General features: G+C 72.9%; 19 protein-coding genes. 10 read left to right on the plus strand and 9 right to left on the minus strand.

Going from position 1 to position 20,402, the window contains the following annotated elements; genetic code table 11:
• Positions 1 to 97 precede the first annotated feature (97 nt).
• Complete coding sequence (gene ileS / locus ABZ721_RS24620; RefSeq protein WP_358790850.1) at positions 98 to 3,235, minus strand: isoleucine--tRNA ligase; 3,138 nt, start codon at positions 3,233 to 3,235, stop codon at positions 98 to 100.
• A gap of 492 nt (positions 3,236 to 3,727) precedes the next feature.
• Between ileS and ABZ721_RS24625 the strand changes: the two genes are divergently transcribed.
• The 5 genes from ABZ721_RS24625 (at position 3,728) to ABZ721_RS24645 (ending at position 8,180) form a co-directional block, all read left to right on the plus strand.
• A complete protein-coding gene (locus ABZ721_RS24625; RefSeq protein WP_358790947.1) occupies positions 3,728 to 4,384 on the plus strand; it encodes a TraR/DksA family transcriptional regulator in 657 nt (218 codons plus the stop codon).
• Between the two features lie 188 nt (positions 4,385 to 4,572).
• The gene (gene lspA, locus ABZ721_RS24630; protein ID WP_358790948.1) at positions 4,573 to 5,082 is read left to right on the plus strand and encodes a signal peptidase II; all 510 of its coding nucleotides are present in this window, start codon (positions 4,573 to 4,575) and stop codon (positions 5,080 to 5,082) included.
• Between the two features lie 69 nt (positions 5,083 to 5,151).
• Positions 5,152 to 6,093 (plus strand): RluA family pseudouridine synthase, encoded by a 942-nt coding sequence (locus tag ABZ721_RS24635; RefSeq protein ID WP_358790851.1) that lies wholly within the window; start codon positions 5,152 to 5,154, stop codon positions 6,091 to 6,093.
• The gene (locus tag ABZ721_RS24640; protein WP_358790852.1) at positions 6,093 to 6,542 is read left to right on the plus strand and encodes a GNAT family N-acetyltransferase; all 450 of its coding nucleotides are present in this window, start codon (positions 6,093 to 6,095) and stop codon (positions 6,540 to 6,542) included. The genes ABZ721_RS24635 and ABZ721_RS24640 overlap by 1 nt, the downstream gene beginning before the upstream one ends.
• A 57-nt stretch (positions 6,543 to 6,599) precedes the next feature.
• Complete coding sequence (locus tag ABZ721_RS24645) at positions 6,600 to 8,180, plus strand: Na+/H+ antiporter (RefSeq protein WP_358790853.1); 1,581 nt, start codon at positions 6,600 to 6,602, stop codon at positions 8,178 to 8,180.
• A 15-nt stretch (positions 8,181 to 8,195) separates the two neighbouring features.
• Here the strand turns inward: ABZ721_RS24645 and ABZ721_RS24650 are convergent, their stop codons facing one another.
• Positions 8,196 to 9,302 carry a mechanosensitive ion channel domain-containing protein gene (locus ABZ721_RS24650; protein ID WP_358790854.1) on the minus strand — a complete coding sequence of 369 codons (1,107 nt, stop codon included), beginning with the start codon at positions 9,300 to 9,302 and terminating at the stop codon, positions 8,196 to 8,198.
• A gap of 51 nt (positions 9,303 to 9,353) precedes the next feature.
• Here ABZ721_RS24650 and ABZ721_RS24655 point away from each other — a divergent pair, with 51 nt between their 5' ends.
• Entirely contained in the window at positions 9,354 to 9,965 is a 612-nt protein-coding gene (locus ABZ721_RS24655) for a dienelactone hydrolase family protein (RefSeq protein WP_358790855.1), read from the plus strand.
• 57 nt (positions 9,966 to 10,022) lie between these two features.
• Here the strand turns inward: ABZ721_RS24655 and ABZ721_RS24660 are convergent, their stop codons facing one another.
• The 5 genes from ABZ721_RS24660 to ABZ721_RS24680 all read right to left on the minus strand — a co-directional run bounded on the left by ABZ721_RS24660 (position 10,023) and on the right by ABZ721_RS24680 (position 14,611).
• The gene (locus ABZ721_RS24660; RefSeq protein ID WP_358790856.1) at positions 10,023 to 11,027 is read right to left on the minus strand and encodes a zinc metalloprotease; all 1,005 of its coding nucleotides are present in this window, start codon (positions 11,025 to 11,027) and stop codon (positions 10,023 to 10,025) included.
• A gap of 218 nt (positions 11,028 to 11,245) precedes the next feature.
• Complete coding sequence (locus ABZ721_RS24665; RefSeq protein ID WP_358790857.1) at positions 11,246 to 12,046, minus strand: thioredoxin domain-containing protein; 801 nt, start codon at positions 12,044 to 12,046, stop codon at positions 11,246 to 11,248.
• A gap of 48 nt (positions 12,047 to 12,094) precedes the next feature.
• Positions 12,095 to 12,757 carry a hypothetical protein gene (locus ABZ721_RS24670; RefSeq protein ID WP_358790858.1) on the minus strand — a complete coding sequence of 221 codons (663 nt, stop codon included), beginning with the start codon at positions 12,755 to 12,757 and terminating at the stop codon, positions 12,095 to 12,097.
• 60 nt (positions 12,758 to 12,817) lie between these two features.
• Complete coding sequence (locus ABZ721_RS24675; protein ID WP_358790859.1) at positions 12,818 to 14,134, minus strand: DUF2252 domain-containing protein; 1,317 nt, start codon at positions 14,132 to 14,134, stop codon at positions 12,818 to 12,820.
• A 315-nt stretch (positions 14,135 to 14,449) separates the two neighbouring features.
• Positions 14,450 to 14,611, minus strand: coding sequence for a hypothetical protein (locus ABZ721_RS24680; protein WP_358790860.1), 162 nt, complete (start codon positions 14,609 to 14,611; stop codon positions 14,450 to 14,452).
• Between the two features lie 209 nt (positions 14,612 to 14,820).
• Here ABZ721_RS24680 and ABZ721_RS24685 point away from each other — a divergent pair, with 209 nt between their 5' ends.
• The 4 genes from ABZ721_RS24685 (at position 14,821) to ABZ721_RS24700 (ending at position 18,892) form a co-directional block, all read left to right on the plus strand.
• On the plus strand, positions 14,821 to 16,083 hold the full coding sequence (locus ABZ721_RS24685; RefSeq protein WP_358790861.1) for an NYN domain-containing protein: 1,263 nt from the start codon (positions 14,821 to 14,823) through the stop codon (positions 16,081 to 16,083).
• Between the two features lie 188 nt (positions 16,084 to 16,271).
• Positions 16,272 to 17,240 carry an ABC transporter ATP-binding protein gene (locus tag ABZ721_RS24690; RefSeq protein WP_358790949.1) on the plus strand — a complete coding sequence of 323 codons (969 nt, stop codon included), beginning with the start codon at positions 16,272 to 16,274 and terminating at the stop codon, positions 17,238 to 17,240.
• A 115-nt stretch (positions 17,241 to 17,355) separates the two neighbouring features.
• Complete coding sequence (locus ABZ721_RS24695; protein ID WP_358790950.1) at positions 17,356 to 18,123, plus strand: ABC transporter permease; 768 nt, start codon at positions 17,356 to 17,358, stop codon at positions 18,121 to 18,123.
• Positions 18,124 to 18,157: 34 nt separating this feature from the next.
• Positions 18,158 to 18,892: a hypothetical protein gene (locus ABZ721_RS24700; RefSeq protein WP_358790862.1), complete on the plus strand. Its 735-nt coding sequence runs from the start codon at positions 18,158 to 18,160 to the stop codon at positions 18,890 to 18,892.
• Positions 18,893 to 19,148: 256 nt separating this feature from the next.
• On the opposite strand, the gene ybaK is transcribed toward ABZ721_RS24700, so the two are convergent.
• Both ybaK and ABZ721_RS24710 read right to left on the minus strand, forming a co-directional pair.
• Positions 19,149 to 19,652 (minus strand): Cys-tRNA(Pro) deacylase, encoded by a 504-nt coding sequence (gene ybaK, locus ABZ721_RS24705; RefSeq protein ID WP_358790863.1) that lies wholly within the window; start codon positions 19,650 to 19,652, stop codon positions 19,149 to 19,151.
• Between the two features lie 16 nt (positions 19,653 to 19,668).
• On the minus strand, positions 19,669 to 20,391 hold the full coding sequence (locus ABZ721_RS24710) for an LON peptidase substrate-binding domain-containing protein (protein ID WP_358790951.1): 723 nt from the start codon (positions 20,389 to 20,391) through the stop codon (positions 19,669 to 19,671).
• Between the last annotated feature and the right edge of the window lie 11 nt (positions 20,392 to 20,402).

Genomic DNA, 20,402 nt, shown 5'->3' on the forward strand with positions numbered 1-20,402 from the left:
GCCGAACATGGCGACCGCGACGACCATCATGGTGGCCACGCCCATGGCCTTGAAGTCCGCGATCCCTCGGGGACCGGACGGCGGCCTCTTGTCGTTCCTACTGCTTGCGCAGGCGGAAGGTCAGGCCCAGCTGGTCGTCCGTGAAGGGCTCGCCGTACGTGGTGTCCGGCTCCCCGGCGGAGAAGTCCGTCGCGAGGACCTCGTCGGAGATCAGCGCGGCGTGCTCGGTCAGCGCCGTGGTCAGGTCCTCGTTCGCGGCCTGCCAGCGGACGGCGATGCGGTCCGCCACGTCCAGCCCCGAGTTCTTGCGGGCCTCCTGGATCAGCCGGATCGCGTCGCGGGCCAGGCCCGCCAGGCGCAGTTCCGGGGTGATCTCCAGGTCCAGGGCGACGGTGGCGCCCGAGTCGGAGGCCACCGACCAGCCCTCGCGCGGCGTCTCGGTGATGATCACCTCGTCCGGGGAGAGCGCGATCGGCTCGCCGTTCAGCTCGACGGAGGCGGTGCCGGCGCGCAGGGCCGCCGAGAGCGCGGCCGCGTCGGCGGCCGCGACGGCCTTCGCCACGTCCTGCACGCCCTTGCCGAAGCGCTTGCCCAGGGCCCGGAAGTTCGCCTTGGCCGTGGTGTCGACCAGGGAGCCGCCGACCTCGGAGAGCGAGGCAAGGGAGAGCACGTTCAGTTCCTCGGTGATCTGCGCGTGCAGCGCCGGGTCCAGGGAGTCGAAGCCGGCGGCGGCCACCAGCGCGCGGGAGAGCGGCTGGCGGGTCTTGACGCCGGATTCGGCGCGGGTCGCGCGGCCGAGCTCCACCAGGCGGCGGACGAGCAGCATCTGCTCGGACAGCACCGGGTTGATCGCGGACTCGTCGGCGACCGGCCAGGACGCGAGGTGGACGGAGTCCGGCGCGTCCGGGGTGACCGGAGTGACGAGGTCCTGCCAGACCCGCTCGGTGATGAACGGCGTCAGCGGGGCCATCAGGCGGGTGACCGTCTCGACCACGTCGTGCAGGGTGCGCAGCGCGGCGGCGTCGCCCTGCCAGAAGCGGCGGCGCGAGCGGCGGACGTACCAGTTGGAGAGGTCGTCGACGAAGGAGGAGAGCAGCTTGCCCGCGCGCTGGGTGTCGTAGGCCTCCAGCGACGCGGTGACGTCGCGGGTGAGGGTGTGCAGTTCGCCCAGCAGCCAGCGGTCCAGCAGCGGTCGGTCGGCCGGGGCCGGGTCGCTCGCGGTGGGGGTCCAGCCGGCGGTGCGGGCGTACAGGGCCTGGAAGGCGACGGTGTTCCAGTACGTGAGGAGGGTCTTGCGGACCACCTCCTGGATGGTGCCGTGGCCGACCCGGCGGGCCGACCAGGGCGAACCGCCGGCCGCCATGAACCAGCGGACGGCGTCGGCGCCGTGCTGGTCCATCAGGGCGATGGGCTCCAGGGTGTTGCCCAGGTGCTTGGACATCTTCCGGCCGTCCTCGGCGAGGATGTGGCCGAGGCAGACCACGTTCTCGTAGGAGGACCGGTCGAAGACCAGGGTGCCGACGGCCATCAGCGTGTAGAACCAGCCGCGGGTCTGGTCGATGGCCTCGGAGATGAACTGCGCCGGGTAGCTCTTCTCGAAGGTCTCCCGGTTGCGGTGCGGGTAGCCCCACTGCGCGAACGGCATCGACCCGGAGTCGTACCAGGCGTCGATGACCTCCGGGACGCGCACCGCCTCGAGCGAGCAGCCCTCGCCGGTGCAGGGGAACGTGACGTCGTCGATGTACGGGCGGTGCGGGTCCAGGCCGGACTGGTCGGTGCCCGTCAGCTCGCCGAGCTCCTTCAGGCTGCCGACGCACGTCAGGTGGTTCTCCGCGCAGCGCCAGATGGGCAGCGGGGTGCCCCAGTAGCGGTTGCGGGAGAGCGCCCAGTCGACGTTGTTGTTCAGCCAGTCCCCGAAGCGGCCCTGCTTGACCGAATCCGGGTACCAGTTGGTCTTCTCGTTCTCCCGCAGCATCGCGTCCTTGACGGCGGTGGTGCGGATGTACCAGGACGGCTGCGCGTAGTAGAGCAGCGCGGTGTGGCAGCGCCAGCAGTGCGGGTAGCTGTGCTCGTACGGGACGTGGCGGAAGAGGCGGCCGGTGCGCCGGAGCTCCTCGACCAGCTTCTCGTCGGCCTTCTTGAAGAACTCGCCGCCGACGAGCGGGACCTCCGGCTCGAAGGTGCCGTCGGGGCGGACCGGGTTGACCACGGGCAGGCCGTAGGCGCGGCAGACCTTGAGGTCGTCCTCGCCGAAGGCGGGGGACTGGTGGACCAGACCGGTGCCGTCCTCGGTGGTGACGTACTCGGCGTTGACGAGGTAGTGCGCGTCCGGGATCTCGACGTAGTCGAAGGGCCGCTGATAGGTCCAGCGCTCCATCTCGGCGCCGGTGAAGCGGGTGCCGGTGGCCGTCCAGCCCTCACCGAGGGCCTTCTCCAGCAGCGGCTCGGCGACGACCAGCCGCTCAGTCCCGTCGGTCGCCACCACGTAGGTGACGTCCGGGTGCGCGGCGACGGCGGTGTTGGAGACCAGGGTCCAGGGGGTGGTCGTCCAGACGAGCAGGGCGGCCTCGCCGGCGAGCGGTCCCGAGGTCAGCGGGAAGCGGACGAAGACGGAGGGGTCGACGACCGTCTCGTACCCCTGCGCCAGCTCGTGGTCGGACAGGCCGGTCTGGTCCTTGGGGCACCAGGGGGCGACGCGGTAGTCCTGGACCAGCAGGCCCTTGGAGAAGATCTCCTTCAGCGACCACCACACGGACTCGATGTACGACGGGTCCATCGTCCGGTAGGCCTGGTCGAGGTCGACCCAGTAGCCCATGCGGGTCGTCAGCTCGGTGAAGGCGTCGGTGTGGCGGGTCACCGACTCGCGGCACTTCGCGTTGAACTCCGCGACGCCGTAGTCCTCGATGTCCTGCTTGTTGGTGAACCCGAGCTCCTTCTCGACGGCCAGCTCGACGGGCAGCCCGTGGCAGTCCCAGCCGGCCTTGCGGGTCACGTGGTGGCCCTGCATGGTCTTGAAGCGGGGGAAGACGTCCTTGAAGACGCGGGCCTCGATGTGGTGCGCGCCCGGCATGCCGTTGGCCGTCGGCGGGCCCTCGTAGAAGACCCACTCGGGCAGTCCCTCGGTCTGGTCGAGGGAGCGGGCGAAGACCTTGTTCTCGCTCCAGAAGTCGAGCACCTCGTGCTCGAGGGCGGGCAGGTCGACCTGGGCGGGTACCTGGCGGTACTGCGGCGTCATCGGTGGTGCCTCCGGCGGACTGTCACGTGCTTCCGTGTTCTCCGACGAAGGGACGAGAGCCTGGGGCTCCCGCGGTACCACCCTTCTTGGCCCGGGAGGCGGCGCCTCCTGGACCCCCTCGATTGGGGACGCGATGCCGGTTCTACTCGCCCTGCGGCTTTCCTCCGGCGGCTCCGGGGTGATCTTCGTGCCGCGCACACCCCCGGGCTTCCACCGTCCCCGGGTCGCTCTTGGCTGCGTGCGGCGCTACTCGTCCCTTTCCACGCCTTTCGCTTGGCCCAGTGTACGGGCCGGGGGCCGCCGTGTCGGCCGGGATTCGCGGGCCGCCGGCCGGTTCCCGCTGACCCGAATGGCCGGATCGGGACAACCGAAGACCGGCCGTACGGCGTCACTACCGGTGGTTACCGGCATACCTGGTGTGCCACCTGGGCACACAGGATGCAGACCCGTCGGCCCACCCGGCCCGGCGGGCGGATCGAGCGGCGTGCCCCGTTGCCGCGGGTCCGGAGCCGTTCTACCGTTCCGGCACGATTCGCGAGCAGGATCACAGAATGTGAAGGGGTCGCGGCCATGGTCGTGAAGAAGACCGCCGCCAAGAAGACGACACCGGCCAAGAAGGCGGCCACCGTCGCCAAGAAGACCGTCGCCAAGAAGACCGTGGCGAAGAAGACGGGAGCCAAAAAGGTGGTAGCGAAGAAGACGGCGGCCGGTGCGGTCGCGTCCGCGGTCCCCGCCTCCCGGGCGGCCGACGAGCCCGGCGTGCTCCCGGTACGGCCGGGGGAGGACCCGTGGTCCGCCGCGGAGGTCCTCCAGGCGCGGGCCGAGCTGCTCGCGGAGGCGGAGCGGCTGCGGGCCGAGATCGCGTCCTCCGAGGCGTCGGTGGCGGGCCTGCTGCGGGACTCCGGCGGCGGCGCGGGTGACGACGACGCCGACACGGGCTCCAAGAACATCAGCAGGGAGCACGAGATGTCCCTGGCGGCGACCGCCCGCGAGACGCTCGCCCAGTCCGAGCACGCCCTGGAGCGGCTCGACGAGGGCACGTACGGCCGCTGCGAGTCCTGCGGCAACGCGATCGGCAAGGCGCGGATGCAGGCGTTCCCGCGGGCCACGCTCTGCATCGACTGCAAGCAGCGGCAGGAGCGCCGCTGACCCCCCGACCCACTGACCCCGGCCGGGGGACCCCCGCGCACGGGTGTGACGTACCCTCGTCAACAGCCAGGATCCGGCCTGGCGGGCACCAGGTGCACAAGGGCTGAGGGACTCACGTGACGGAAGCGGAGCACGGCATCGAGGAACGGGACGAAGAGGCCACGGCGGCGGCCGGGGCCCCGCAGGAGGTGCCGGTCACCGCGCCCAGGGGCAAGCGCCGCATCGTCGTCCTGCTCGCGGTGGCCGCGCTGGCGTACGCCCTGGACCTGCTGTCCAAGCTGTGGGTGGTCACCAGCCTCGAACACCGGGACACCCCGATCGACGTGCTCGGCAGCTGGCTGCGGCTGGAGGCCGTCCGCAACGGGGGCGCCGCCTTCGGCTTCGGCCAGGGCATGACGATCATCTTCACGATCATCGCGGCCGGGGTGATCGTGGTGATCGCCCGGCTGGCGCGCAAGCTCTACAGCCTGCCCTGGGCGATCGCGCTCGGGCTGCTGCTCGGCGGGGCGTTCGGCAACCTGACGGACCGGGTCTTCCGCTCGCCCGGCTTCCTGGAGGGGCACGTGGTCGACTTCATCGCCCCCGCCCACTTCGCGGTCTTCAACCTGGCCGACTCCGCGATCGTCTGCGGGGGCATCCTGATCGTGCTGCTGTCCTTCCGCGGCCTCGACCCGGACGGCACCGTGCACCGCGACTGAGCCGCCGCCGGGCGGCGCCACCGGGCCGGCGGGACGGAGCTGCCACCGCGGTCCGTCATACTCGACCAGGTGAGTACCCTTCCCGAGACCCGGACCCTGCCCGTACCCGACGGCCTTGAGGGCGAGCGCGTCGACGCCGCCATCGCGCGTATGTTCGGCTTTTCGCGCACCAAGGCGGCGGAGCTGGCCGCTTCCGGGAAGGTCTCCATCGACGGCAGCCCCGCGATGAAGTCCGACCGGGTGCACGGCGGAGCCTGGCTCGAGGTCGAGATGCCCGCGCCGCCGCAGCCCGTGCAGATCGTCGCCGAGGCCGTCGAGGGCATGGTCATCGTCCATGACGACGACGACCTCGTGGTGATCTCCAAGCCGGTCGGCGTCGCCGCGCACCCCAGCCCCGGCTGGACCGGCACCACCGTCATCGGCGGCCTCGCCGCCGCCGGCTACCGCATCTCCACCTCGGGTGCCGCCGAGCGCCAGGGCATCGTGCACCGGCTCGACGTGGGCACCTCGGGGCTGATGGTCGTCGCCAAGTCCGAGCGCGCGTACACGCTGCTCAAGCAGCAGTTCCGCGAGCGCGTCGTCGACAAGCGCTACCACGCGCTGGTGCAGGGCCACCCGGACCCGATGAGCGGCACCATCGACGCCCCGATCGGCCGCCACCCGAACCACGACTACAAGTGGGCCGTGGTCGCCGAGGGCAAGCCCAGCGTCACGCACTACGACCTCATCGAGGCGTTCCGGCACGCCAGCCTGCTCGACATCAAGCTGGAGACCGGCCGCACGCACCAGATCCGGGTGCACATGTCCGCCCACCGCCACCCCTGCGTCGGCGACCTCACCTACGGCGCGGACCCGACCCTCTCCAAGCGCCTGGGCCTGAGCCGGCAGTGGCTGCACGCGGTGAAGCTCGGCTTCGAGCACCCGTCGGACGGCCGCTGGGTCGAGTTCGAGAGCGCCTACGCCGACGACCTCCAGCACGCCCTGGACGTGGTCCGGGAGGACAGCGTCTGATGGACGTGCGGGTGGTGGCGGCACAGGACGCCGAGGGCATGGCGGCGGTGCACGCCATCCGCCACGAGGTCTTCGTCGTCGAGCAGAACGTCCCGGCCGAGCTGGAGTGGGACGGCAAGGACGACCGCGCCGTGCACGTGCTGGTCCCGGGCGCCGGGACCGGACGGCTGCTGCTGGGCGCCGACGCCGCCGCCAAGAACGGCGGCGACCCGGACACCGCGGTCCTCGGCCGGCTCGCGGTGCTCAGGTCCGCCCGCGGCGCCGGCGTCGGCGCCCGGCTGGTCGCCGCCCTGGAGGACGAGGCCCGCCGGCTCGGGCTCACGGGCGTCTACCTGGAGGCCCAGGTGCAGGCGATCCCGTTCTACGAGCGGATGGGCTACACCGCCTTCGGCCCGCAGTTCCCCGACGCGGGCATCGCGCACCGCGCCATGCGGCGCTCCCTGGCCTGACGTCCCGCCTGTGGCACCCTGAGGCGTTCATCCCATGAATCCCAGGAGCCGCCCGCCGTGGACCAGCTCGTCCTCTTCTTCACGCTCATGCTCGCCGCCATCGTCATGGTGCCGCTGGGCGACCGGATGGGGCTGCCGTCACCGGTCCTGATGACCCTGTTCGGCATCGTCCTGGCCCTGGTGCCGCAGGTGCCGAACGTGCAGATCGACCCCGACCTGATCCTGCCGGTGGTCCTGCCGCCGCTGCTGTACGCGTCGGTGCAGCGCACCTCCTGGCGGCAGTTCGCGGCCAACAAGCGGGTGATCTTCCTGCTGGCGGTCGCCCTGGTCTTCGTCACGACGGCGGCCGTCGCGGTCGTCGCCAACGCGATCGTCCCCGGGGTGACGGTCGCCGCCGCGGTCGCGCTCGGCGCGCTGGTGGCGCCGCCCGACCCGGTGGCCGCGACCGCGGTCGCCGGCAGCCTGGGACTGCCGCGGCGCATGGTGTCGATCCTGGAGGGCGAGGGGCTGTTCAACGACGTCACCGCGATCGTGCTCTACCACGTGGCCATCGCCGCGGCCGTGACCGGGAAGTTCTCCGCCTCGCACGCGGCCGGCGAGCTGGTGCTCTCCGCCCTGGTCGCCGTCGCGATCGGGATGGCGCTGGGCTGGGCCGCCAACAAGCTCATGGGCGTCGTCGGCGACCCGACCCTGCAGATCGGGCTGACGCTGCTGGTCCCGTTCGCCTCGTACGGCCTCGCCGAGGAGCTGGGCGGCTCCGGGGTCCTCGCGGTGCTCACCACCGCGCTCTTCCTGGCCGAGCACGCGGTGGGCGCGGACGACGTGACGACCCGGCTGGCCGGCGCCACCTTCTGGCAGATCGTCGACACCCTCGTCACCGGCGTCGCCTTCGGCCTCATCGGGCTGGAGCTGCACAACGTGTTCGCCGTCGGCGCCGGCCGCTGGGGCTCGATGCTCTCGCACGCCGGAGTGGTGGTGGCGGTGGTCGTCGGGGTCCGGCTGGTGTGGCTGCTGCCGGCCGCCTGGCTGGCCCGCAGGTGGCGGGACAAGCGGCACGACGAGGACATCCCGATGACGTGGCGGGAGACCGTCGTCGTGTGGTGGGCGGGGATGCGCGGTGTGGCGTCCGTCGCGCTGGCCCTGGCCATCCCGCTGACCTCGGACGCCGGGCCCTTCCCGGCCCGTGACGAGCTGCTGTTCATCGCCTTCGCGGTCGTCCTGGCCACGCTGGTGCTGCAGGGCCTGACGCTGCCCTGGCTGGTGCGCCGGCTCGGGGTGCGCGGCGACATCGACGCCGAGCACGACCTGGAGCGGCGGCTCGCGCTGCGCGCCACCAAGGCCGCCAAGCAGCGGCTGCGGGAGATCGAGAAGGAGGAGCCGCTCGACGAGGAGGTGTCGCAGATGCTGGCGCGCCGCGCCTTCGACCTCGGGGTGCGGATCTCGCCCGACATCGTCGACGACGACCGCCGCGAGTCGCACGCCCGGCGGACCGACCGGCTGCGCGCCATACAGCGGGTCCAGGCCGAGATGATGTCCGCCGCCCGGCACGAGGTGCTGGCGGCCCGCAGCGAGCCGGGCTCCGACCCGGAGGTCGTGGACCGGGTGCTGCGGCTGCTGGACCTGCGCTCGGTGCGCTGAGGCCCCGCGCGCTGTCTAGCGCGCGCCCGGCCCCGGACCGATGTCGTCGGAGGTGGGCGGGGCGGCCGGCGGGCGCGGCGGCTCCGCCTCCAGGCCCGGCGCGATCGCGGTGTTGACCCGCGGCAGCGCGTACGGGTGCTCGCGGCGCACCCACTCCAGCAGCTGCTCGCGGACGACGCAGCGGACGGTGAAGATGTCGTCCGCGTCCTTGGCGGTGACCAGCGCCCGCACCTGGATGGTGGTCGGGGTGGTGTCGATCACCACGAGCCCCCAGGCCCGCTGGTCCCACTGCTCGCACTCCTTGAGCACCAGGTGCAGCTGCTCGCGCATCAGGTCTATGGGGGCCGAGTGGTCCAGGTGGAAGAAGACGGTGCCGGTCATCATCGGGTCGCCGCGCGACCAGTTCTCGAACGGCTTGCTGGTGAAATACGACACAGGCATCGTGATCCGGCGCTCGTCCCAGGTCCGCACCGTCAGGTACGTGAGGGTGATCTCCTCGACGTTGCCCCACTCGCCGTCGACCACCACCGTGTCGCCGATCCGCACCATGTCGCCGAAGGCGATCTGCAGTCCGGCGAAGACGTTGCTCAGCGTGGACTGGGCCGCGACACCGGCCACGATGCCGATGATCCCGGCCGAGGCGAGCATCGAGGCGCCGATCGTGCGCATCTCGGGGAACGTGAAGAGCATCGCGGCGATCGCCACCACGATCACCACGGCGGTCACCACCCGCTGGATCAGCGTCACCTGGGTGCGGACCCGGCGGACCCGGGCCGTGTTGTGCGACGTCGAGGCGTAGCGGTCGTAGGACGCGTCCACCACCGCCGACGCGACCCGCACCGCCAGCCAGGCGCACGCGCCGATCAGCACCAGGCTCAGGATCTGGCCGACGGCCGCCTTGTGGCCCTTGGCGAGGTGCGCCGCCGGGTACGAGGCGCGCAGCAGGGCCGTGCAGAGCACGAGCTGGAACGGGATCCGGCAGCGGCGCAGCAGCCCCCACAGCGGTGTCTCGGGGTGCCGGGCGTCGACCTTCAGAAGCGCCTTGTCGAGCGCCCAGGCGACCGCCAGGGTCACCACCACCGACGCTCCGATGACGATCACTGGCCGTAGCACGTTCTCCATGTCCACACGGGCTCCCTTCGGGTGCTTTGTCCCCCCGACGGTACTGGCACCATGGACGCGTACCCGACCGCGAGTGAAGGCAGCCCCGTGAATATCGTGATGTTCCACTCGGCCTACGGGCTGCGGCCCGCCGTGCGCGAGGCCGCCGAGCGGCTGCGTGCCGCAGGTCACGACGTGCACGTTCCCGACCTCTACGACGGGCGGACCACCGACACCGTCGAGGAGGGCATGAAGATCAAGGACGGGATCGGCCGCGAGGAACTCCTCCAGCGGGCGGTCGCCGCGGCGGCCCCGCACTCCGACCGGGGGCTGGTCTACGCGGGCTTCTCGCTCGGCGGCTCCATCGCGCAGACGCTGGCGCTGGGTGACGAGAAGGCCCGCGGGCTGCTCCTCCTGCACGGCACGTCGGACATCGCGGAGGGCGCGGTGACGGACGGGCTGCCGGTGCAGCTGCACGTGGCGGAGCCGGATCCGTTCGAGTCGGAGGACTGGCTCAACGCGTGGTACCTGCGGATGGGCAGGGCGGGTGCGGACGTGGAGGTGCACCGCTACCGGGGGGCCGGCCACCTCTACACGGACCCGCAGCTGCCCGACTACGACGCGGAGGCGGCGGAGCGGACGTGGGCGGTGGCGCTCGGCTTCCTGGCGGAACTCGACGCCTGAGACGGCGCCGGGGGCCGGACCTCGCGGCCCGGCTCCCGGTCACCGCGTGCGGTGCGGTCAGCTCGCGCGGTAGGACAGCCAGGAGTCCTTCATGCGCTGCACCTGACCCGGGGTGAACTGGGTCATGCAGGAGTCGTACGTGTAGTCCATGAAGTTCTTGATCGGGTCCAGGCCCTCGGCGGGGCAGGTGTCGCTGCCGACGGGGCACTCGAAGGCCGGCTCGGCCTCCTGCGGGGTGTCGGCGACGTAGTCGCCCGGCTCCGTGCAGCCGTCCTGGAACGTGTGGTAGAGGCCGAGCCAGTGGCCGACCTCGTGGGTGGCGGTGTCGCCCTCGTTGTAGTTGGTGACGGTGCCGCCGGGGATCGACTGGTCGAGGATGACGACACCGTCGTTCTTCGGGTCGCCCGGGTACCACTCGGGGAAGGTCGCCCAACCGAGCAGCCCGCCGCCGAGGTTGGCGCTGTAGATGTTGAGGCTGCTCACCCCGCCCTTGCGGAGCTTGGTCTTCATGGCCTTCTCCTCGGCCGTGTCGGGCGCGACGTTGTACCAGGCCGCGTTGTCCGTGTAGTCGGTCTTGAGGAGCTTGAAGGTGAACGGGGTGGCGGTGTTCCCGTCGCCCTGGCCGGCGTACGCCTTGTTCAGGACGTCGAGCTGGCCGGCTATCTGGGCGGCGGTCAGCTTGCCGGTGGCGCCGTCGTGGATGACGTGCCAGTAGACCGGGATCGAGATCGGCTTCGCCTTGAGGGTGTTGACGCCCGAGCGGCGCAGCGAGGCGGTGCGGTTCTTCAGGTCGCGGTCCATCGCCTTGGCCTGCGCCGGGGTGACGGCGTTGGGCTCGTGGGCGGTCGCGCCGTGCATCTCGCGGGCGGCGCCGTTGCCGGCAGTGCCCTCCGCACACTGCTGGTCGGCGCTCGTCTTCGCGATGCTCCGGTGGGCACCGACCGTGCCGGCCGAGGAGGCCACCGGGGCGAGCGCGAGGGCTCCCGCGATGGCGGCGGCGCCGAGCAGGCGGCGTGGGACGCGACCGGTGAGGCGGGCGGCGAGTCGGACGGAGGGACGCATGGTTCTCCTCAGCTTCACGACGGCAGGGGCGGCTGGTAACCGCTGCTGCGGAGGTTATAGAGGATCTCCATATACGCGTCAGGGCTGGAACCGGCCCCCGCGACGGCCGATTGGCCGAAAATCGCCCCGGCTCAGCGGTTCCGGCTGTCCGCTGGGCGAACGCGTCAGGGACCGGCCGCGTCCTGCCGGCCGGTCCCTGACGATGGGTCAGCTGCGGGCTACTTGCCGCTGATCGCCTTGTCGATGGCGGCCATGACCGTCGCGGAGGGCTGGCCGATGACCTCGATGGCCTTGCCGTTGAGCTTGACCGTCGGGGTGCCGGTGACGCCCTCGGCCTTGTTGAACTTGTCGCTCATGGTCAGCGCCCACTTGTCGTAGGTGCCGTTCTTCACGGCGTCCTCGAAGGTCTTGTTGCCCTTGAGGGCGGGGACCTTCTGGGCCAGCTCGATCAGCTTGTCGTCGCTGCCGAACTCGTCCTTGGTCTCCTCGGGGTGCACGTCCTTGGAGTACAGGAGCGTGTGGTACTCGGTGAACGCCTCCGTGGAGACGTTCAGCGCCGCGCCCAGCGCGCTCAGCGCGTTCTTGGAGCCCGTGCCGCCGTTGCCGTCGAGGAACGTGCCCATGGTGTACGTGATCTTGTACTTCTTGTCGGTGGCGCCCTTCAGGACGGCCGCGCCGGACTCCTGCTCGAAGGAGGCGCAGACCGGGCAGCGCATGTCCTCGTAGGCGTCCAGGTTGTACTTGCTGGCCGGGTCGCCGACGACGATCTCCGTGCCGTCGGTGCCCGAGGAGTGGGCCGGCTTGACGAGCGTCTTCTTCGCCGCCGCCTCCCACGCGCTGGGCTTGTTCATCTCGTTCACGGCCACGGCGACGCCGCCGGCTATCGCGATCGCCGCGACGACCGCGCCGCCGACCAGCAACTGGCGCTTGAGCTTGGCCTTCTTGGCGTGCTTCTCGCGCTCGGCGCGCAGCCGCTCGCGGGCTGCCTGCTTGTTGGCCTGGCTGTTCCTGCTGCTCATGGTGGAGGTCTCCGTGTCGTTGCGTACGTGGGGTGGACGGGCCGGTGGTCAGGAAGCGACCAGCGACGGCGGTCCACGCCGTACCAGGGAGTGCAGCAGCGGCCGGAAGCGCGGGCCCTCGGCCCGGCCGTGCCGGGCGCGGGGCAGCCGCGGGCGGGCCGCCGGGGTGCGCAGCGCGGCCACCGCGACGAGCAGCGGCCGGAACGCGGCGGCGGCCATCGCGCGCACGACGCGCTGCAGACCGGCCTCGCCGCGCCGCACCCACCAGGAGGCGAGCAGCCCCACGGCGACGTGCGCGACGAGCAGCAGCCACGGGCCGGTCGTCGGATCGGTGGCGGCGGGCGCCCCGGGGACGGCGGCGAGCGGCGAGCCGACCTGGCCGCCGTCGCACAGCAGCGCCTCGTTCAGCGAGCGCCAGGAGCCGGTGACGGGGCCGCCGCCGGGGCCGTAGCAGGTGTGCTGCCCGGCGGTGAACAGCGTGTCCACCGCCAGTTCCAGCGGCACCAGCACTCCGGCGATGGGCCAGAAGCCGCGCTCCCGGCCGCCCAGCGCGTAGGCCAGCGCGAAGACGGCGCCGTACGCCCCCGCCACGATGGTCAGCGGCAGGGGCGTGTGCGACATCAGCACGTGGGAGGTGGAGGAGAGAGTGACGCACAACGCCGCGAAGAGGGCAGCGCGCAGCGCCCTCAGCGGTGGTCGTATGCCCTTCATGGCGGAGAGTGTGCCATGCCGGACGGTAGGCGGAACCTAAAGGGTCTCGACCTGTTGGACTCAGAGGCCGGGAACGCGTCCGTTGCGGAACAGGTCGACGAAGATCTGGTGGTCCGCGCGGGCCCGAGCGCCGTAGCCGTGGGCGAAGTCCACCAGCATCGGCACGAAGCCCTCCTCGTCCCGCCCGATGGCCTCGTCGATGGCGTCCTCGGTGGAGAACGGGACCAGCGAGTGGCCGCTCTCGTCGTCCGCGGCGGCGTGCATCGCGGCGGTCGCCCGGCCGAGGTCGGCGACCACGGCCTCGATCTGCTCCGGGTCGTCGAGGTCCGACCAGTCGAGGTCCACCGCGTACGGGGAGACCTCGGCGACCAGCTGGCCGACGCCGTCCAGCTCGGTCCAGCCGAGCCACGGGTCGGCGTGGGCCTGCAGGGCGCGCTGGGAGATCACCGTGCGGTGCCCCTCGTGCCGGAAGTAGCCGCGCACCGCCGGGTCGGTGATGTGCCGGGAGACCGCCGGGGTCTGCCCCTGCTTCATGTAGATCACGACGTCGTTCTCGAGCGCGTCGGTGGTGCCCTCCAGCAGCAGGTTGTACGAGGGCAGCCCGGCGCTCCCGATGCCGATGCCGCGGCGGCCGACGACGTCCTTGACGCGGTGGCTGTCCGGGCGGATCCGGCTGGCCTCGGGGAGCGTCGCCAGGTACTCGCCGAAGGCGGCGAGCACCTGCTCGCGCGTCGCGTCGTCCAGCGCGATGGCGCCGCCGCCGGGCAGGAAGCGGCGGTCCCAGTCGCGCACCTCGGTCATGGAGTCGAGCAGCCCGAAGCGGGTCTGCGAGCGGGCGTGCCGCAGCGCGCCGAGCAGCGGGCCCTGCGCGGTGTCCAGGGTCAGCGACGGCAGGTTCTCGTCCTTGGCCAGCTCCCGGATGCGGGCGCGGTAGGCCTCGGCGTAGGTGCGCACCAGGCCGGTGATCGTGTCGTCGCCGAGCGCCTTGGTGTAGCCGATGAGGGCGACGGAGGCGGCGAAGCGCTTGAGGTCCCAGGTGAACGGGCCGACATAGGCCTCGTCGAAGTCGTTGACGTTGAAGACCAGCCGGCCGTTGGCGTCCATGTAGGTGCCGAAGTTCTCGGCGTGCAGGTCGCCGTGGATCCACACCCGGCCGGTGCGCTTGTTCTCGTACGGCCCGGCGTCCCCGCCGTCCGCCAGGTCGGAGTAGAACAGCGCCGCCGAACCCCGGTAGAAGGCGAACGCGGAGGCGGCCATCTTGCGGAACTTGACGCGGAACGCGGCCGGGTCGGCGGCCAGCAGCTCGCCGAAGGCGGTGCCGAAGACGTCGAGGATCTTCTCACCGCGCTGCTCGTCGGTGGTGTGTGCGGTGGGCATCGCTGCCGCCCCTCCAGGGGTCGTACCGGGGAACCGTCAACGGGCGAGCCTACGCGGCGGCCCGGCGGCCGGCGGGGGCGGGACGGATCACCGCGGCCGAGGGGGCGGGGGGCGGCGGCGGGAAAATACCCGTTCGCAAATACCCGGTACCGGATAGCGCGGTAGGTGGCGCATACCGTTATTGAATATGCCCGGCGGCGCGGAATTCGATCGTGCGTTCCCTGAAGTGGCGGCTGGGAAAACAGCAGGAGCGGCGGCACCCCGGGGCCCAGGGGTACCGCCGCTCCGGACCGGCCGCGCACGGCCGGTCCGAGGTCAGTTGTGGCCGAACCTCTTCTGCTGCCGGCGGGAGACATGCTCCGAGGTCGGAAGTACCTGCTCCTGGGCGGCGCTGCTCTTCGCCTGCTCCTGCGCCTCGGCGGCCTGGCTGCGTTCCTTGTCCTGGCCTTCGGTCCGGCGATTCTTGTTCTTACCCACGATCGTCCCTCCTATAGGGGATCTCGGCTTGGAACCGCTATCAGGCTTGCACGCGCGTACGAAGCGCGCATTTCGGGCAGGCGGTGGGGGAGGAGCCCCTTAATTTCGGAAACCGCCACGCCGATGATCGAGTTCCGGCTTATAACGTCCCGATATTGGGGCAGACTCGGGGAAAATCCGTGCCGGGGGACGACCGGAAGAGGTGCAACATGGACCGCTGCGTTGTCCTGGTGGACGCCGGATATCTCCTGGGCGCCGCGGCGAGCCTTCTGGCCGGTGAGCCCTCCCGGTCCCGCATCACCGTCGACCACGCCGCCGTCGTGGCGGGCCTGCGCGAGCGCGCCGAGCTGGAGACGGGCCAGCCGCTGCTGCGGATCTACTGGTTCGACGGCGCCCCCGACCGCGTCCCGCAACCGGAGCACCGGCGGCTGCGCGTCATGCCCCGGGTCACCGTCCGGCTGGGCGCGCTGACCCGGACCGACGGCCGCTGGGCGCAGAAGGGCGTCGACGCGGCCATGCACGCCGAGCTCTCCGAGCTCGCCCGCAACCGGGCCTGCTCCGACGTGGTGCTGGTGACCGGCGACGGCGATCTGCTGCCCGGCATGATGTCCGCGAAGGAGCACGGCGTCGCCGTCCACCTGTGGGCCGTGCAGGCCGCCGACGGGGACTACAACCAGTCCGAGGACCTGGTCGCCGAGGCGGACGAGCGCCGGGTGCTCGACCGCGAGTGGATCACCCGGGCGATCCGGGCCCGCGAGGTCGCCGGCGTCTGCGCGCCGCCCACCCCGCGCCCCGAGATCCAGGCGATCCTGTCCGCTCCGCTGCCCGAGCCCGCGGGCACCGCGGCCGGCACCGGGCATCCGGGCGGCGCCCTCCCGGACCCGGACCCGCACCCGCACCCGGTGAAGAACGGCACGGCCCCGGCGCCCGCCGGCACCGACCACCCCGACGCGGCCGCCGCCGCCGCGGCCAAGGGGGTGCCCACCCCCAAGGACCTCGCGGTGCTCGGCCGCGTGCAGCAGGCCCCGGTCCCGCACCCCGTCCCCAACGCCACCTTGCGCTGGTCCTCCGACAAGACCTGGTCGGAGCGCGGCCCCGGCAACGGCCCCGACGTGCCGGACACCAGCGGGCTGCCGACCCTCGCCCAGCTCACCAGCGCCGAGCAGCGCTGGGCGGACCGGGAGGCCGACATCACGGCCGTCAGCGGCGACCCCTTCGAGGTCGGCCAGGTCTTCGCCCGCCGCTGGATCGCCCGCCTTACCGACGCCGCCCACCTGCAGGCCCTGTCCACCCACTACCCGCGGGTGCCGCACCGCATCGACGGCGAGCTGCTGCGCTACGCCGCGCGCTTCGGGCTGCTCGCGCACAAGGACGACCAGATCGACGAGCACGACCGGTACGCCATCCGGGCGGGCTTCTGGCGCGAGGTCGACGCCCGCACGGTCGCCGAGCACGCCCCCGTCGGCGACTGACCGCCGGGCCCGCCCCGCGGCCGGCCGACCGCCGGACGGGCGGCCGGACCGGCACGCCGCGGTCCGGCATTCGGGGGCAGAACGGGACCCGAGGCGCGCGGCGGGCGCCGCGACGCGTACTCTCGATCCTCGTGAGTACGGGCACGGAGCAGGCGGCGCCCAGCACAGCCGCCACCGCCCGCGACGCGGTGATCGCCGTACGCGGGCTGGTCAAGACCTACCCGGCCGGGCGCGGCCGGCGAGGCGCCGCGACCCCTGCTGTCCGCGCCAGCGACGGCATCGACCTCGACATCCGGCGCGGCGAGATCTTCGGGCTGCTCGGGCCCAACGGCGCCGGGAAGTCCACCCTGGTGCGCCAGCTCACCGGGCTGCTGCGGCCGGACTCCGGCGCGATCGGCATGCTCGGGCACGACCTCGTACGCCACCCGGAGCGCGCCTCCCGGCTCGTCGGCTACCTCGGGCAGGAATCCACCGCCCTCGACGAGCTGACGGTGTCGCTGGCCGCCGAGACCACCGGCCGGCTGCGCGGACTGGACGCGCGCGCCGCGCGGGCCGAGCGCGACGCCGTGCTGGCGGAGCTGGGCCTCACCGAGCTGGCGGGACGGGCCATCGGGCGGCTCTCCGGCGGGCAGCGGCGGCTGGCGTGCTTCGCCGCCACCCTGGTGGGGGAGCGGCCGGTGCTGGTCCTGGACGAGCCGACCGCGGGCATGGACCCGGTCGCCCGGCGGGCGGTGTGGGCCGCGGTCGACCGCCGCCGCGCCGAGCACGGCACCACCGTCGTGCTGGTCACGCACAACGTCATCGAGGCCGAGACCGTGCTCGACCGCGTCGCCGTGCTCGACAACGGGCGGGTCATCGCCTGCGACACCCCGGCCGGCCTCAAGGTGCTCGTCGCGGACGAGGTCAGGATCGACCTGGTCTGGCGCGACGAGCCGCCGCTGCTGCTGCCCGAGGTCGCCGCGCTGCGCCCCGCCGCGCAGGTCTCCGGCCGCCGCTGGACGCTGCGGCTCCCGCAGGCGCGGGCCCGCGCCGTGATCGCCGAGATCACCGGCGGCCCGGCCTTCGCCGCACTCGACGACTTCACGCTCGCCACCCCGAGCCTCGAAGACGTGTACCTGGCCCTCGGCGGCCGGCAGAAGGGACTGGTCAAGACATGACCTCCGCCGCCTGTCACGGGCTCCTGACGGAAGCCGCCCGGTGAGCGCCGCGGCACCCGCGGTGCCCGGCGCGGCCGGCACCGCGCCCGGCGCGGCACCCGCCGTCCGCCCGGACATCACCGCCGCCCCGCTCGCGCCCCGCGCCCGGCTGCTGCCCGCGCTGGGCGCGGTCTACCGGGCGCAGCTGTCCCGCGCCCGGGTGGCGCGGATCCCGCTGCTGTTCGTGGCGACGTTCCAGTCGGTCGGCATCATGGTGATGCTGCGCGGGGTCGTCGACGGCGGCGACGCCGACGCGGCGCGCGCGGTGGTCGCCGGGTCCAGCGTGCTGGTCGTGGCCTTCGTCGCGCTCAACCTGCTCGCCCAGTACTTCGGCCGGCTGCGCGCCTCCGGCGGCCTCGACCACTACGCGACGCTGCCGGTGCCGCCCGCCGCGGTGGTGCTCGGCGCGGCGGGCGCGTACGCCTCGTTCACGGTGCCGGGCACGATCGCCACGGCGGTCACCGGCTGCGTGCTGTTCGACCTGCCGCTGGTGAACCTGTGGGTGCTGGCGGCGGTGATCCCGCTCGCCGGGGCCGCGCTGGCCGGGCTCGGCGCGGCACTGGGGCTGCTCGCCCCGAAGCAGGAACTGGCGACGCTCTTCGGCCAGTTGGGCATGTCGGCGGCGCTGCTGCTGGGCGTGCTGCCGGCCTCGAACATGCCCGCGCCGATCGCCCTCGTCCGCGACCTGCTGCCGTCCACGTACGGGGTGGAGGCCTTCGCCCGCACCTTCGACCCGCACCCGGACTGGGTCATGGTGGGCGCGGACCTGTCGGTGTGCGCCGCCGTCGGCGTGGTGTCGCTGGCCGCTGCCACCTGGGCGTACCGCCGAGCCGCCTGCCGGTGAAGCGGGTCACCGCCGGACCTGGCACGATGGGCGGGTGACCGCACCCCTGACGCCGCACGACCAGCCGCCGCCTCTGCCGCAGTACCCGGGCGCGGAGTTCTCCGGTGACGGACCGCAGGACGGACGCGCGGCCTTCGTCGCGGAGCTGCGGGAAGGCGCGCTGGTCGCCGTCGCGGTGGCGGTGGCCGGGATCGTGCTGGGGCTGCTGTGGCTGTGGCTCGCGCCCCTCATCCCGATGGTCTCCGACGGCAAGGCGATCTACCTCAAGGACAGCGAGGGCGAGGAGGCGGTCGGCGCCGACGGCACCTTCGTGCTGCTGGGCCTCGCGATGGGCGCGGTGACGGCCGCCCTGGTCTTCTGGCGCCGGCGGCGCGGCGGCATCGGGGTCGTCCTCGGGCTGGCGGCCGGCGGCGTGCTCGGCTCGGTGATCGCCTGGCGCCTCGGCGTGTGGCTCGGCCCGACGAGCGACCTGATCGCCCACGCCAAGGAGGTCGGCCCGAAGGTCGTCTTCGACGGCCCGCTGCGCCTGCGCGCCAAGGGCGCGCTGGTGGCGTGGCCGGCCGCGGCCATGCTCGTCCACCTCGTGCTGACCTCGATGTTCGGGCCGCGCGAACCGCAGCAGCCGCAGTCGTGGGACACGTCCTACCCGGCCCCGTACCCGGCGCCGCACCCCGCCCCGTACCAGGAGCCGCACCCGGCCCCGCCGGTCGAGGACCGCCCGCCCGCCCAGGGACCCGCCGACCAGGACCCCTGGCAGCGGAAGTCCTGAGCACGGGGCCCCGGGCGCGGGGGCTCCGGGAACCGCGCGGGGCTGCCCGGCGGGCTACGCGGGCCGTCGGCCGTGGTTGGCGCGGCGCTTCTTGATCCGCCACTTGCGCATGCGGGTGCGTCGGGACATGTCGGCTCCCCTCGTCGCGGGTGCTGCGTCGGGGACACCGTGCGCGCCCGGGGCGCGATCGTCCAGAGGGGACGGCCGGGTTCCGTCGAATTCGGCCGGATCGGGCCGTCAGGTCATCCCTGGAGCCTCATCCCGGGAGCCGGGCGATCGGCGCCGTGCTCGCCGCGGTGAGCCGGACCAGGTCCCGCGGGGCGAGTTCGACCTCCAGGCCGCGCTTGCCCGCCGAGACGAACACCGTGGCGTGCGTCAGCGCGGAGGCGTCCACGACCGTGGGCAGCCGCTTGCGCTGGCCCAGCGGGGAGATCCCGCCCAGCACGTAGCCCGTGGTGCGCTCGGCCGCCGCGGGGTCGGCCATCGCGGCCCGCTTGCCGCCGGCGGCGGACGCGAGCGCCTTGAGGTCCAGCGAGCCGGCGACCGGGACCACGGCGACGGTCAGTGCCCCGTCGACGTCGGCGACCAGCGTCTTGAACACCCGTTCGGGAGCGGTGCCCAGCGCCTCGGCGGCCTCACCGCCGTAGGAGGCGGCCGCCGGGTCGTGCGCGTACGCGTGCACGGTGAAGGCGGCTCCGTCCTGCTCCAGCGCCACGGTGGCGGGGGTGCCGCCCGCCTTCGCCCTGGACTTCCTGGCCACGGTCGACCGCCTTCCGTCAGTTGAGGCTGGCCGGCTGCCGCGTCAGGTCGACGGCGGGCAGCGAGGGCAGCTTGCCGATCACGGCGGCCTCGCGGCGCAGCAGCGGCAGCTCGGCCGCGAGCCGGGCCGCGGTGTCCGGGGCCTCCAGCAGCAGCTGCTTGGCGGGCGTCTCGAAGATGGTGGCGGCGGCCACCAGGTAGGACAGCACGGACGGGTCGTCGGGCAGCTCCTGCACCGTGACGAGCGTGCGGTCCTGCGCTCCGGCCAGCCGCTTCTGGTAGGTGCGGAAGGCCCGGGCGACCCCGGCGGCCAGCGTGCCCGCGCCCTCGCCCTGCTCCTCCGGCAGCTCCTCCACCTCGGCGGTCAGATACGGCCCGGTGGCGTCGACCGACAGCAGCCGGAAGCGGGTGGTGCCGGTGGCGACCAGCTCGAAGCCGCCGTCCTCGCGCTCGCCGATGGTCGCGGCCTCCGCGACGCACCCGACCTGGTAGAGCGCCTTGGCCGGATCGGGGCCGAGCCCGGCGCCCGCGGTGGTGTCCACCCCGTCGGGGCCGGTCGGGGCCACCTCGGTCCCGTCCTTGATGGCGACCACGGCGAAGCGGCGCGGGGCGTCCTCGGGCAGCGCGAGCAGGTCGCCCACGAGCGCGCGGTACCGCTCCTCGAAGATGTGCAGGGGCAGAACGAGACCCGGGAAAAGGGCCGAGCTCAGCGGGAAGAGCGGAAGGCGAGCGGTCACAATCGGACAGCGTA

It is taken from the genome of Streptomyces sp. NPDC006733 (assembly GCF_040636125.1).
GTDB lineage: Bacteria > Actinomycetota > Actinomycetes > Streptomycetales > Streptomycetaceae > Actinacidiphila.

Excerpts from the sequence above, each read along its gene's own strand:
- ileS (WP_358790850.1), bottom strand. The coding sequence starts at position 3,235 with ATGACGCCGCAGTACCGCCAGGTACCCGCCCAGGTCGACCTGCCCGCC.
- ABZ721_RS24640 (WP_358790852.1), top strand. The coding sequence starts at position 6,093 with ATGGACGTGCGGGTGGTGGCGGCACAGGACGCCGAGGGCATGGCGGCG.
- ABZ721_RS24650 (WP_358790854.1), bottom strand. The coding sequence starts at position 9,302 with ATGGAGAACGTGCTACGGCCAGTGATCGTCATCGGAGCGTCGGTGGTG.
- ABZ721_RS24655 (WP_358790855.1), top strand. The coding sequence starts at position 9,354 with ATGGACGCGTACCCGACCGCGAGTGAAGGCAGCCCCGTGAATATCGTG.
- ABZ721_RS24660 (WP_358790856.1), bottom strand. The coding sequence starts at position 11,027 with ATGCGTCCCTCCGTCCGACTCGCCGCCCGCCTCACCGGTCGCGTCCCA.
- ABZ721_RS24665 (WP_358790857.1), bottom strand. The coding sequence starts at position 12,046 with ATGAGCAGCAGGAACAGCCAGGCCAACAAGCAGGCAGCCCGCGAGCGG.
- ABZ721_RS24670 (WP_358790858.1), bottom strand. The coding sequence starts at position 12,757 with ATGAAGGGCATACGACCACCGCTGAGGGCGCTGCGCGCTGCCCTCTTC.
- ABZ721_RS24675 (WP_358790859.1), bottom strand. The coding sequence starts at position 14,134 with ATGCCCACCGCACACACCACCGACGAGCAGCGCGGTGAGAAGATCCTC.
- ABZ721_RS24685 (WP_358790861.1), top strand. The coding sequence starts at position 14,821 with ATGGACCGCTGCGTTGTCCTGGTGGACGCCGGATATCTCCTGGGCGCC.